13 protein-coding genes are annotated in these 12,511 nt (G+C 35.5%); 10 read left to right on the top strand and 3 right to left on the bottom strand.

The genetic code is table 11. The features are described from left to right. Positions 1-9: 9 nt before the first annotated feature. From AC1DY0_RS10245 to AC1DY0_RS10235, 3 genes are all read right to left on the bottom strand, one after another. A complete protein-coding gene (locus tag AC1DY0_RS10245; protein ID WP_477188502.1) occupies positions 10-666 on the bottom strand; it encodes a carbonic anhydrase in 657 nt (218 codons plus the stop codon). Between the two features lie 239 nt (positions 667-905). Continuing rightward, the gene (locus tag AC1DY0_RS10240; protein ID WP_477188501.1) at positions 906-1,337 is read right to left on the bottom strand and encodes a hypothetical protein; all 432 of its coding nucleotides are present in this window, start codon (positions 1,335-1,337) and stop codon (positions 906-908) included. 430 nt (positions 1,338-1,767) lie between these two features. Further along, positions 1,768-2,010, bottom strand: a complete 243-nt coding sequence (locus AC1DY0_RS10235) for a hypothetical protein (RefSeq protein WP_477188500.1) — start codon at positions 2,008-2,010, stop codon at positions 1,768-1,770. A gap of 204 nt (positions 2,011-2,214) precedes the next feature. Here AC1DY0_RS10235 and AC1DY0_RS10230 point away from each other — a divergent pair, with 204 nt between their 5' ends. From AC1DY0_RS10230 to AC1DY0_RS10185, 10 genes are all read left to right on the top strand, one after another. Then, positions 2,215-2,832, top strand: coding sequence for a GNAT family N-acetyltransferase (locus tag AC1DY0_RS10230; protein WP_477188499.1), 618 nt, complete (start codon positions 2,215-2,217; stop codon positions 2,830-2,832). Positions 2,833-2,940: 108 nt separating this feature from the next. Continuing rightward, positions 2,941-4,140: an argininosuccinate synthase gene (locus tag AC1DY0_RS10225; protein WP_477188498.1), complete on the top strand. Its 1,200-nt coding sequence runs from the start codon at positions 2,941-2,943 to the stop codon at positions 4,138-4,140. A 270-nt stretch (positions 4,141-4,410) separates the two neighbouring features. Continuing rightward, complete coding sequence (argC, locus tag AC1DY0_RS10220) at positions 4,411-5,388, top strand: N-acetyl-gamma-glutamyl-phosphate reductase (protein WP_477188497.1); 978 nt, start codon at positions 4,411-4,413, stop codon at positions 5,386-5,388. 87 nt (positions 5,389-5,475) lie between these two features. Continuing rightward, positions 5,476-6,615, top strand: a complete 1,140-nt coding sequence (locus AC1DY0_RS10215; protein WP_477188496.1) for an aspartate aminotransferase family protein — start codon at positions 5,476-5,478, stop codon at positions 6,613-6,615. Between the two features lie 114 nt (positions 6,616-6,729). Next, positions 6,730-7,926 (top strand): glutamate-5-semialdehyde dehydrogenase, encoded by a 1,197-nt coding sequence (locus tag AC1DY0_RS10210; RefSeq protein WP_477188495.1) that lies wholly within the window; start codon positions 6,730-6,732, stop codon positions 7,924-7,926. Between the two features lie 150 nt (positions 7,927-8,076). Next, positions 8,077-8,838: a glutamate 5-kinase gene (gene proB / locus AC1DY0_RS10205; protein WP_477188494.1), complete on the top strand. Its 762-nt coding sequence runs from the start codon at positions 8,077-8,079 to the stop codon at positions 8,836-8,838. Between the two features lie 121 nt (positions 8,839-8,959). Next, positions 8,960-9,355, top strand: coding sequence for a GxxExxY protein (locus tag AC1DY0_RS10200; protein WP_477188493.1), 396 nt, complete (start codon positions 8,960-8,962; stop codon positions 9,353-9,355). Between the two features lie 184 nt (positions 9,356-9,539). Next, positions 9,540-10,493 (top strand): N-acetylornithine carbamoyltransferase, encoded by a 954-nt coding sequence (locus tag AC1DY0_RS10195; protein WP_477188492.1) that lies wholly within the window; start codon positions 9,540-9,542, stop codon positions 10,491-10,493. A gap of 1 nt (position 10,494) precedes the next feature. Continuing rightward, positions 10,495-11,271 (top strand): acetylglutamate kinase, encoded by a 777-nt coding sequence (argB, locus tag AC1DY0_RS10190; protein ID WP_477188491.1) that lies wholly within the window; start codon positions 10,495-10,497, stop codon positions 11,269-11,271. 88 nt (positions 11,272-11,359) lie between these two features. Beyond that, positions 11,360-12,430: a M20 family metallo-hydrolase gene (locus AC1DY0_RS10185; RefSeq protein WP_477188490.1), complete on the top strand. Its 1,071-nt coding sequence runs from the start codon at positions 11,360-11,362 to the stop codon at positions 12,428-12,430. The last annotated feature ends 81 nt before the right edge of the window (positions 12,431-12,511 follow it).

Raw genomic sequence — 12,511 nt, 5'->3', positions numbered from 1 at the left:
TAATGTATTTTATTTTTTAAAAGTTACTATGCCGGTTTCGATATCATACAAAGCTCCGGTAATAGTAATTTTATTTTGGACAAAACGTTCTTTTAAAATTGGTTCTGCAGATTTTAAAAAATTTATGCCATGAGCAATATTGGCATCAATAGCTTTATCAACAGATAATTTATCGGTACTGGTTAGCTTTTTTTCTTCGTTCTCGCTTTCGATGTAATTAATTATATTTTTAATATGATCCGCATGGTTATATTGCCCTTTAGAATTGATAAATGCTTTAATAGCGCCGCAATCTTTGTGCCCCATGACAACGATCAGCTTACAGTCCAAATGCTCAACGGCGTATTCAATGCTTCCCAATTCGTAGTCCCCAATAACATTTCCTGCAGTTCTAATCGAGAATATATCCCCGAGGCCTTGGTCAAAAACAAGCTCGGCTGGCACTCTGGAATCCGAACAGCTTATAACAACTGCAAATGGGTGTTGTCCTTTTTTAAGTTCCCGCAATCTTTCGAGGGTTTCATCAGGATGTACTGGTTTTCCCGAAGCAAATCTTCTGTTCCCTTCTTCCAGTTTTTGTAGTGGAGATAAATTGGTGTTTTCAGTGTGGTTGCAAGCAGATAATGCGCTTATAAAAAGTAGATAAAGTAGTCCTCTTTTAATCATGATAGTTTCCCTAAATTGCAACAACCTAAGTCTATCCGAAAAATTTAGACAAACTTATACTTGTCAATGAGACAACAAATTTAGGAGTATAAAACCTCGTAAATATTGATATTTATCATGTTTGACGGATTAATTACATGAAAAACCACCTCGTTTTAAAACTTTTAAACGAGGTGGTTTTGTGTTTAGCAATTTCTTACTTAAAAAAAAATCTTATTTGATGGCTAATCAATCTTCTATCAATACATTTCCGGTGTCAATGTAACTATAAACAGATTTTTTCCGTTGATATCCATATAATGATAAATAACAGTAGAACCATTATCCCTGAAAGCTTCAAGGCTCGGATTCGTTTTGGAACTTACCAATATTTCTTTTTCCACAGACTTTTTTAAAGCTTCGACATCAATGTTTTCTTTTTGAACATGCACCAATACAAAGTCATACTGAATAGTATTATCTGGCAATGTATTTACACTCTCCATTCGAATATCATTACTAATCATCATCGGGCAAGCATTGTTATAATTAGTTACCAATGCCGTTAATTCTTTCCCCACCGACTTATTTCTCGAATAATAATACGGTATAACACTCACCAAAGCCACAATCATAATAATTTTGATCACTTTCCGAATGAGTAGTTTCTTTTTTGTTTGTTTTTCTTCCATTACGAATTGGGAGTTTATGTTTATTTACAAATTTTAGTATTAACCAAAATTCGTTTCGAATTTTTCACTTTTTCAAATATACCTAATATCTCTTACATTTTTTAAAAGAGCATTTATTTTCATATCATTAAGATCTTATGGAAAACAAAATCTCGCGTTTTCCTTAAAGCTGTCTCGCGTGAGGGATTACCTCACTATACATTTATTTTCATAGGAGTTCAGTGAATTTCATTTGAAGCAAGCTACCGAAGTAGCGTGGATAGCCCGACCCCGTTGAGCGAAGGGGGCTGCATAATCGATACTATAAGTAAGCCCCTTTGCTCAATGGGGTCACGCCCACACGAGCTTTTGCGAACTGACGAAGTAAAAGATTTTGAAAACTAATTTTGAATCCAAACTACCTCCCTCTTGAAAAAAAGAAAAAATAACACTAGAAAACAGTCTTTTGAATTGAAATTTTCTTTTTTATTACAAAAATAGATTGATTTGTTAAAAATTTGACTTTTACAAAAAATTTAGCATTTGGTTTGAAAAATATATGTACTTTTGCACCAATGAAAAATACAGAAACATATAAAACAATTATCTCTCGGATAATTACACCTACGACTTCTCCCGAAGTACGGATGCTATAACTATAGCCTCCATAGTGTAATCGTATTATATTATTCATTTCTTATTTTTATCGTTTTGAAATTATTTCCATTTTTATTTGGATTAATACATCCTAAAAAAATTACCAAACAAATTTTATCTATCTGTAATTCAATTATTTGGATTGTTCTTTGCTTCATTTATTCTATATTTGATAGTGCAAAATCAGAACATTTCAAACTTCATTACAGTACATTATTTAACCTAAAATATAACTCTTGAAATGAACATTTCTATTGTAGTAACTCAGGAAGAACATTATAAGTATGCGCAGGAAATATGCGATACGATAGAATCATCTGCCCTGTTGAGAGGTACTGGAATTGCCAAAAGAACACCGGAATACATCCAAAAAAAGATGGAGAAGGGAGATGCTGTGATTGCACTTAACAACGGAATTTTTGCCGGTTTTTGCTATATCGAAAGTTGGCAACATGGCCAGTTTGTAGCGCACTCGGGATTAATTGTACATCCTGATTATAGAAACTTGGGATTGGCCAAACAAATAAAATCGTTTGTTTTTGACTATTCTTTACAAAAATATCCGGAAGCCAAAGTATTTGGAATCACAACTGGTTTGGCTGTAATGAAAATCAATTCGGATTTGGGGTACAAACCTGTTCCTTTTTCGGAACTTACAAATGATCCTAGTTTTTGGAAAGGGTGTCAAACCTGTACCAATTTTGAAATCCTAAAAAGCAAAGATTATAAAATGTGTTTGTGTACCGGAATGCTTTTTGACCCGAAAGAGAAACCGAAAGACCCGCCAAAACATCCTTTTAATGTGAGAGTTCTCAATAGATTAATAGCCATTAAAAAATCTTTATTTTTAAAAAAGTAATTAACCAAGAAATATAATGCCCGAAGCAAATGGACTTGCCAATGCCTAAAGCAAAAAAAAAAAAAATTATGAAATCGGAGATTCACGACCTCCACAAAACAATAAAAAATGGGAAGTAAAAAAGTAGTATTAGCATACAGCGGAGGATTAGACACTTCATATTGTCTTAAATATTTGAAAAATGAAAAAGGGTATGAAGTTCATACAGTACTAATCAACACTGGTGGTTTTGACGATGCCGAACTAAAAGCAATCGAAGAAAGAGCTTATGAATTGGGAAGTGCCAAACACGCTAATCTTACCATTCTAGATAAATATTACGACAAAGCAATTAAATATTTAATTTACGGAAACGTATTGAAAAACAACACTTACCCTTTATCTGTAAGCGCTGAGCGTGTTTTTCAAGCTATCGAAGCGATAAAATACGCTAAATCTGTTGGTGCCGAAGCGATTGCTCACGGAAGTACCGGTGCTGGAAATGACCAAATTCGTTTTGATTTAATTTTCCAAACGATTGCTCCTGAAATCGAAATCATTACTCCTATCAGAGATTTAAAATTATCCCGTCAGGAAGAAGTAGCCTATTTGCAAGCAAATGGAGTTGAATATTCTTGGGAAAAAGCACAATATTCCATCAACAAAGGTTTATGGGGAACAAGTGTTGGAGGAAAAGAAACTTTGACTTCTGGACTTCCATTGCCTAGTGAAGCATATCCTTCGCAATTACAAAAAACAGGTGAAGAAAAAGTAACTTTAGAATTCAAAAAAGGAGAATTAGTTGCTGTAAATGGAAAAGCTGACAAACCTTCAAACAATATTGTAGTTTTAGAAAAACTGGCAAATGCTTATGCAATTGGTAGAGATATTCACGTAGGTGACACCATTATCGGAATCAAAGGAAGAGTTGGCTTTGAAGCCGCTGCTCCTTTAATCATTATAAAAGCGCACCATTTACTAGAGAAACACACTCTTGGAAAATGGCAGCAATATTGGAAAGAACAACTAGGAAACTGGTACGGGATGTTATTCCACGAGGGCCAATTCCTAGATCCAGTTATGCGTAACATCGAAACATTCTTGGAAGACACTCAAAAAACGGTAAACGGAACGGTAACTGTTTCTTTGAAACCATACCACTTCTCATTGGACGGAATTGAGTCTGCAAATGATTTGATGAATACTGGTTTTGGCCAATACGGAGAAATGAACAATGCTTGGACATCTGACGATGCGAAAGGATTTATTAAAATTTTAGGGAATGCCCAAAACATATTTTCATCTGTAAACAACGAAACTTACGAGTAATATTTTTTTAAAGGAGCAGAAATATTTTGCTTTTTCAGAAACATTGTTCCCGCTTTCCGTTACAATCTTTTGTGCCGAACACCGGCACAAAAGGATTTTCACTTCAATCGGGGCTAAACAGGAAATATAAGTGATTTTATCCTGCAAGGTTTTTTTTAAACCTTGTAGGTATTTAAAGTTCCTAAATCATACCTACAAGGTTTAAAAAAAACCTTGCAGGAAAGTAACACAACGTATAAAGTTTATAATACGTTTTAAAATTAAAAAATTATGATTAATGTTGGAATAATTGGAGGTTCAGGTTATACTGCCGGAGAACTCATCAGAATCCTGATGTTTCATCCTAATGCAAAATTAGATTTTGTATATAGTACAACCAACGCTGGCAAACCGCTTTCAGTAGCGCACCACGATTTGTTGGGCGATATCGAAATGAACTTTACCGATACTGTAAACCCTAATGTAAATGTGGTTTTCTTGTGTTTGGGACACGGAAAATCAAAAACATTTTTGACCGAAAATCAGTTTGCAAGTCATACCAAAATCATTGATTTAGGAAATGATTTCAGATTGCACAAAGACGAAGTTTTTGACGGTAAAAAGTTCGTTTATGGCTTACCTGAATTGAACAAATCGGCTATTAAAAACGCTCAATTCATTGCTAATCCAGGTTGTTTTGCCACTGCGATTCAATTGGCTTTATTGCCATTGGCGGAAGCCAAATTATTGAACAGCGATGTGCATATCAACGCCACTACTGGAAGCACCGGTGCTGGAGTTGGACTTGCAGAAACGTCGCATTTTAGTTGGAGAAACAACAATATGTCGCATTACAAAGCTTTTGATCACCAACATTTGGGCGAAATTTCAGAAAGTTTACACCAATTGCAGGATGATTACAAAAACGAATTGCTTTTCATTCCGAATAGAGGGGATTTTCCAAGAGGAATTTTTGCCACTTTATATACCAATTGTAACGAAAGTCTAGAGGATCTTGTAACAAAATACGAAGCGTTTTATAAAAACCAACCTTTTGTAAGTGTTACCACAACTGGTATCAATATGAAACAAGTGGTTCAGACAAATAAATGCATTATTAGTTTAATGAAAAAAGGAAACCGGATTTTGATTACTTCGGTAATCGATAATTTAGTCAAAGGCGCCTCGGGACAAGCCATCCAAAATATGAATTTGATGTTTGGATTGGAAGAAACCACAGGATTGCATTTGAAACCAAGCGGATTCTAGAAAAAATTTGTTTAAAGTTTAAAGTTTCAGGTTACTCACAGAACTTGAAACTTTAAACCTGAAACTTCAAACTAAAAAACAATAAAAATGAAGTTATTTGACGTTTACCCATTATATAACATCACTCCTGTAAAAGCACTAGACTGCACAATAACAGATGAAAATGGTGTGGAATATTTAGACTTATACAGTGGCCACGGAGTAATCTCCATTGGACACACACAACCGGATTATGTAGCCAAATTGAAAAATCAATTGGATAATCTTGGGTTTTATTCGAATGCCATCCAAAATCCATTGCAAGTGGAATTGGCAGAGAAATTAGGCAAACTTTCAGGATGCGAAGAATACAGCTTATTCTTGTGCAGTTCTGGAGCTGAAGCCAATGAAAATGCATTGAAACTGGCTTCTTTCCACAACGGAAAATCAAGAGTGATTGCTTTTGACAACTCTTTCCACGGAAGAACTTCGGCTGCAGTTGCAGTAACCGACAACAAAAAAATTGTCGCTCCAATTAATGCGCAGCAAGTGGTTACTTTCCTGCCTTTGAACAACCTTGATTTGGTGGAAACCGAATTGAAAAAAGGTGATGTTTGCTCAGTGATTATTGAGGGAATTCAAGGAGTTGGCGGATTGGACGAAGGAACAACCGAGTTTTTCCAAGGATTGGAGAAACTTTGCAATCAATACGAAGCGGTTTTAATTTTAGACGAAGTACAGTCGGGTTATGGAAGAAGCGGGAAGTTTTTCGCCTTTCAACACCACAATATCAAACCGGACATTATTACACTAGCCAAAGGAATGGGTAACGGTTTCCCGATTGGTGGTATTCTGATTTCACCAAAATTCACCGCTAGCCACGGATTGTTGGGAACTACCTTTGGAGGAAGTCACCTTTCCTGTGCTGCCGGAATCGCAGTTTTGGAAGTAATCGAAAATCAGAAACTAATAGACAACGTAAATGACGTTTACGCATATTTCCTTGAAGCTATCAAACAAGTTCCTGAAGTTGTTAAGGTAAAAGGAAAAGGATTGATGCTGGGAGTGGAATTTGATTTTGAAGTAGGACCATTACGCAAAAAACTGATTGTCGAAAAACTGATTTTCACAGGAAGTGCCAACAACAAAAAACTATTGAGAATCCTTCCTCCTTTGACAGTCAAAAAGGAAGCTATCGATACGTTTATAATTGCTTTGAAAGAAAGCTTGGCTGAATTGAAAGCATAATTTCCCAATAAACCTTTGTCAATGTTTTCAACTTTGACAAAGGTTACCAAACAAATAAGTAAAAGTTTATTCTTTTTTAAAAAGCATAAACTCTAACCAATAACCAAAAGACCAATGAACCATTTATTATCCATAGAAAAAAGAAACGCAGTTCTGAATCGAATGGCTGTACTTTTAGAACAAGAAAGAGACAGCATTAAAGCGATTAATCAACAGGATTTAAATAATTATTCTGGAGAGGATTTGGCTATGGAAAAACGTTTATTGGTTGATGATGCCAAAATTGACGGAATGATTTTGTCTATGAAGCAATTGGCTAGCCAAGAAGATCCTGTCGGGCAAATCCGTTTTGATTTTACTCATGAAAACGGAATGAAAGTAACCAATAAAACAGCTGCTTTCGGGACAATTATGATTATTTATGAATCCCGACCTGATGTAACCGTGGAAGCGGGAGGAATTGCATTCAAATCCGGAAATAAAATCTTATTGAAAGGCGGAAAAGAATCTTTGTTGTCTAATTTAAAAATTGTTTCGCTTTGGTACCAAGCCTTAGAGGAAAATGAAATTGATACGAATTGGGTAGAATACTTAAATTACAATCGCGCAGAAACTCAAGCATTTTTAGAAAAACCAACACAAAAAGTCGATTTAATTGTACCTCGTGGTGGAGAACAATTAATTGAATTTACTAAAAAACACGCTACTTGTCCAGTAATTGTAAGTGGACGCGGAAATAACTTTGTTTACGTAAATCAAGAAGCCGATTTGAAAAAGGCTCTTGACATTATCATCAACGGAAAAACAACCAATATCGGTGTTTGTAATGCTTTAGACAAGGTTTTGATTGATACTAAATTACCTAATTGGCAAGTTTTTGCAACAGAATTGGTAGCGGAACTAAAAAAATATAATGTTGAAATTTTAGGTGATACCGCTTTTGCAAATGCTACTCAGGTGCCTACAATTGAAAACGAGGAAATTTGGTACGAAGAATTTTTGAATTATAAAATTGTTATTGGAGTCGTAAATTCTGATGAAGAAGCAATTGAAAAAATAAACAAATATTGTGGAGGACATTCGGCTTCCATCATCACTCAAAATGATGTTGTGGCACAAGAATTTATGGAGAATGTGGATTCTGCAGCAGTATACCAAAACGCCTCTACCCGATTCACCGATGGCGGTCAATTTGGATTAGGCGGAGAATTAGCGATCAGCACAGACAAACTACACCAACGCGGCCCAATTGGATTACAGCATTTGGTGACCAATAAATGGTACGTTTATGGTGATGGACAGATAAGATAAAAGATTGCAGATTTAAGATTTCAGGTTTTAGAATAAATATTTCAATATTTAGAGACAAAGCTTTGTGAACTTTGCGTTTTTTGAGTATTTCAATTATAAAAAACTTTGTGCCCTTTGTGGTTAAATCCATAAGTGGTTAAAAAAATAAAAATGGCTAAAAAAAGAATATTACTAAAGTTAGGCAGCAACACCTTAACCAAAGAGACCAATCACATTTCGAGAGGAAAGATTGAGGATATTGGAATTCAAATTGCTGCTTTACAAGACAAATACGAGTTTATCATTGTTAGCTCAGGAGCAATTGCTGCGGCCAAACAATTTGTAAAACTGGAAAATCAGGATGAAGATGTTTTTGTAAAACAAGCTTTGGCATCAATTGGTCAGCCACATTTGATGCGGATTTACCACGAAAACTTCAGTGATTTGGGACTACTCACTTCGCAATGTTTGTTGTCCTATTCTGATTTTGAAAAGCAACAGTCCAAAGTCAACATCGTAAATACAATCAATGTATTGGTCAAAAACAATTATATCCCGATTATCAATGAAAATGACACTGTGGCTACAGATGAGATTAAATTTGGGGATAATGATAAATTAGCAGCATTGGCCGCTGTTTTATTAAACGTTGATATTCTGATAATTGCAACCAATACCAACGGTATTTATACCAAATCGTCAATACACGATGAAGTACCAGAAACGATAGAACTAGTAACTGATTTATCGCTTTTGCAAAAAGAAATTGGAGATAAAAAATCCTCTCACGGAACAGGTGGGATGCAATCCAAAATCGATTCGGCAGCCATTGCCAAAGCTGCGAATATTGAAACTTGGATTGTAAACGGACTCGAGGATAATTTTATGTTGAAGGCTTTAGCTAATGAAATTGCTTTCACAAAGATTGTGTAGTATGGTACGCCGATGATACAGATTTGCTGAAGCAAAAACGCTGATAAAGACTGATTTTTTTAATATTGAATTTCTTTAGATTGTAAAAAAAAAGAGAAAACAGATAAAACTGATTTTAAATATGGGTTTATTACATCAAGAGTTAACAGATGTTATTATCAAAACTTTTTATGAAGTCTATAATGAACTGGGTTATGGTTTTTTAGAAAAAGTGTATCAAAATTCCCTGTATTTAGAATTAAAAAATAAAGGTTATAAAGTTGAAGCTCAAAAGAAAATTAATGTTTACTATAAAGGAACCGAAGTTGGTGAATACTATGCTGACTTGATCATCGAAAATGCTGTCATCCTCGAATTAAAGGCTGCAGATGGTATTGTAAAAGATTTTGAAAATCAAATTTTAAACTATCTAAGAGCAACTGATTGTGAAGTAGGATTGCTTTTAAACTTTGGAAAGAAACCCGAATTTAAAAGGAAAATATATGAAAATAATCGAAAGAAAAGAAAAACCGTTTAATCGGCATCAATCATAAGTAAAATAAAAATCTGCTTTTATCCGAATCATCGCTTTAGCGAATCCGTTTAATCGACATGAAATTAATATAAGTAAATAAAAAATCCGCGCCTTATCCGTGTCTTCGCTTTAGCGAATCCGTTTCATCCGCGTCTAATCATAAGTATCTATACTAAACAAAAAAGCCATGAACTACATCTCAATAAAAGAAATAGATTCACTCCAAAAATGGGTAAAAGAAGCCATAAAAATTAAAAAAAATCCCCTTAAAAACAAGAAACTAGGAAAAAACAAAACCTTAGTAATGTTGTTTTTTAATTCTAGTTTGAGAACACGTTTAAGTACTCAAAAAGCAGCTATAAATTTAGGAATGAACGTTATGGTAATGAACTTCGGAAGCGAAGGCTGGACGCTTGAATATGAAGACGGAACTATCATGAACCAAGGCGCTTCGGAACACATTAAAGAAGCGGCTGAGGTAGTTTCCCAATATGCCGACATTATTGCCATCAGAGCATTTGCAGGTTTGGTTGACAAAGAAAAAGACAATGCCGAAACTGTAATGAATGGTTTCTTGAAATATGCAACTGTGCCAATTCTAAATATGGAAAGTGCAACAGGACATCCATTACAATCCCTTGCTGATGCTATCACAATGGCCGAGAACAAAACCAAACACAGACCAAAAGTGGTTCTGTCATGGGCACCACACCCAAGAGCATTGCCGCAAGCCGTTCCCAATTCATTTGTGGAAATGATGCAATTACAAACCGAAATGGATTTTGTCATTACGCACCCAGAAGGTTATGAACTTAACCCAGAAATCACAAAGGATTCCAAGATCGAATACGATCAAGACAAAGCTTTTGAAAATGCTGATTTTATCTATGCCAAAAACTGGAGCAACTATAAAGAATACGGAAAAATTACTAATTCTGACCCAAATTGGACAATTACAGCCGACAAAATGAAACTGACCAACAATGCCAAATTCATGCACTGTTTGCCTGTAAGACGTAACGTAATTGTGACGGACGAAGTAATCGACAGCGAAAATTCGATTGTGATACAGCAAGCCAATAACAGAACCTATTCGGCTCAATTGGTTTTACAGAAGATTTTGAAAAAATTAGACAAATAAAATGACTAAATTATCTATCATAAAAATTGGTGGCAACATCATCGACAATCCATCGGAATTAAAACAGTTCCTAGCTGATTTTTCAAAAATTGAAGGATACAAAGTACTCGTTCACGGTGGCGGAAAATCGGCAACCAAAATGGCGCAAAGTATTGGATTAGTACCTCAAATGATTGACGGACGTCGTATTACTGATGCTCCAATGCTAGATGTGGTAGTGATGATTTATGCAGGTGAAATCAACAAAAATGTAGTTGCTCAATTGCAGGCCAACAATACCAATGCTGTAGGATTTTCGGGTGCAGACGGTAATTTGATTTTGTCAACAAAAAGAAATCACCCAACAATTGATTATGGTTTTGTGGGGGATGTGCAAAAAGTGAATACCCCTTTATTGGAAACATTGCTAAAAAGTGGAATAACACCTGTTTTTTGTGCCATCACACACGATGGAAAAGGGCAATTATTAAATACCAATGCCGATACCATTGCCAGTGAACTGGCTATTGCATTATCCGAAGTATTTGAAGTTACTTTGACTTACTGTTTCGAAAAACCAGGTGTTTTGTACGATGCTGATGACGACAGTTCGGTAATCGAGCAAATCAATCACGAATTATACACTAAATTAAAGGCAGAAAAAGCGATACATTCCGGTATGATTCCTAAATTAGACAACTGTTTCAACAGCTTGTCCAAAGGTGTTCAAAAAATAAAAATTGGTCATCATCGAATGTTGCAAAACGAAAAAGCGATTTGCACAAGCATTGAATTATAAAAAATTGAAACACGAATTACACGAATTTTCACGAATTTAAAAGTAAAAATAAAAAAATTAGCGTCTTTGCGCCTTTGCGGTAAAAAACATGAAAAACATAGAAACCCTAACACAAGAAGCCATCGCTTTATTAAAATCGCTGATTGAAACTCCTTCCTTTTCGAGTGAAGAAGAGCAAACAGCGCTTTTAATCGAGAATTGGTTCAAGCAAAACAGCATTCCATTCAAACGGGAAAACAATAATATTTGGGCTTTCAATCAACATTTTGACAAATCCAAACCAACACTATTACTCAACTCCCATCACGATACCGTAAAACCGAATCAGGGTTACACCAACGACCCGTTCAAAGCCATCGAAAAAGACGGTAAATTGTACGGATTAGGAAGTAATGATGCGGGAGGTTGTTTGGTTTCCCTTATGGCGACTTTTGCTTATTTTTATGCCAAAGAAAACATATCTCACAATATTGTAATGGTAGCCTCTGCCGAAGAAGAAAGCAGTGGTAAAAAAGGATTAAACAGTGTTTTAAAACATTTACCGGAGTTGGATTGCGCTATCGTGGGCGAGCCTACCTTGATGCAATTGGCTGTGGCCGAAAAAGGCTTGTTGGTACTCGATGTTGTTGTAAAAGGAACTGCCAGTCATGCGGCTCACAATAATCCTGACAATCCAATTTACAATGCAATGCCTGTTATTCAATGGTTCAACAGCTATCAATTCGAGAAAGTATCGGAGGTTTTAGGGCCCGTAAAAATGACCGTGACCCAAATCAATGCTGGAAAACAACATAACGTAGTTCCTGCCGAATGCCATTTGGTAGTTGATATTCGTGTGAATGATTGTTACAGCAATGTCGAAATTTTAGAAACCGTCAACAAGAATCTAACTGCGCAAATAACACCGCGTTCGATGCACTTAAATGCCTCGTCCATTCCCGTTTCACACGGTTTGGTTCAAGCCGGAATCGCATTGGGAAGAACGACCTATGGTTCGCCAACCCTTTCGGATCAGTCGGTTTTGAGCTGTCAGTCCTTGAAACTTGGGCCTGGGGAATCCCTGCGGTCGCATTCAGCTGACGAATTTATATTTGTAAACGAAATCGAAGAAGGAATCCAATTGTATATCAAAATACTGGGAGACTTTTTAAATAAATAGATCATTAGATTTTTGGATTATTAGATAATCGAAGTAATCTAATAATCTAACAATCAGATAGAAAAAGACTTAAACATCTAA

This window comes from Flavobacterium sp. P1_E4 (assembly GCF_056405915.1).
This window is presented reverse-complemented; position numbering and strand designations above follow the sequence as displayed.

What these genes read in the sequence shown, in the direction of transcription:
- AC1DY0_RS10245 (WP_477188502.1), bottom strand. Translation starts at nt 666, where the DNA reads ATGATTAAAAGAGGACTACTTTATCTACTTTTTATAAGCGCATTATCT.
- AC1DY0_RS10240 (WP_477188501.1), bottom strand. Translation starts at nt 1,337, where the DNA reads ATGGAAGAAAAACAAACAAAAAAGAAACTACTCATTCGGAAAGTGATC.
- AC1DY0_RS10235 (WP_477188500.1), bottom strand. Translation starts at nt 2,010, where the DNA reads ATGAATAATATAATACGATTACACTATGGAGGCTATAGTTATAGCATC.
- AC1DY0_RS10230 (WP_477188499.1), top strand. Translation starts at nt 2,215, where the DNA reads ATGAACATTTCTATTGTAGTAACTCAGGAAGAACATTATAAGTATGCG.
- AC1DY0_RS10225 (WP_477188498.1), top strand. Translation starts at nt 2,941, where the DNA reads ATGGGAAGTAAAAAAGTAGTATTAGCATACAGCGGAGGATTAGACACT.
- argC (WP_477188497.1), top strand. Translation starts at nt 4,411, where the DNA reads ATGATTAATGTTGGAATAATTGGAGGTTCAGGTTATACTGCCGGAGAA.
- AC1DY0_RS10215 (WP_477188496.1), top strand. Translation starts at nt 5,476, where the DNA reads ATGAAGTTATTTGACGTTTACCCATTATATAACATCACTCCTGTAAAA.
- AC1DY0_RS10210 (WP_477188495.1), top strand. Translation starts at nt 6,730, where the DNA reads ATGAACCATTTATTATCCATAGAAAAAAGAAACGCAGTTCTGAATCGA.
- proB (WP_477188494.1), top strand. Translation starts at nt 8,077, where the DNA reads ATGGCTAAAAAAAGAATATTACTAAAGTTAGGCAGCAACACCTTAACC.
- AC1DY0_RS10200 (WP_477188493.1), top strand. Translation starts at nt 8,960, where the DNA reads ATGGGTTTATTACATCAAGAGTTAACAGATGTTATTATCAAAACTTTT.
- AC1DY0_RS10195 (WP_477188492.1), top strand. Translation starts at nt 9,540, where the DNA reads ATGAACTACATCTCAATAAAAGAAATAGATTCACTCCAAAAATGGGTA.
- argB (WP_477188491.1), top strand. Translation starts at nt 10,495, where the DNA reads ATGACTAAATTATCTATCATAAAAATTGGTGGCAACATCATCGACAAT.
- AC1DY0_RS10185 (WP_477188490.1), top strand. Translation starts at nt 11,360, where the DNA reads ATGAAAAACATAGAAACCCTAACACAAGAAGCCATCGCTTTATTAAAA.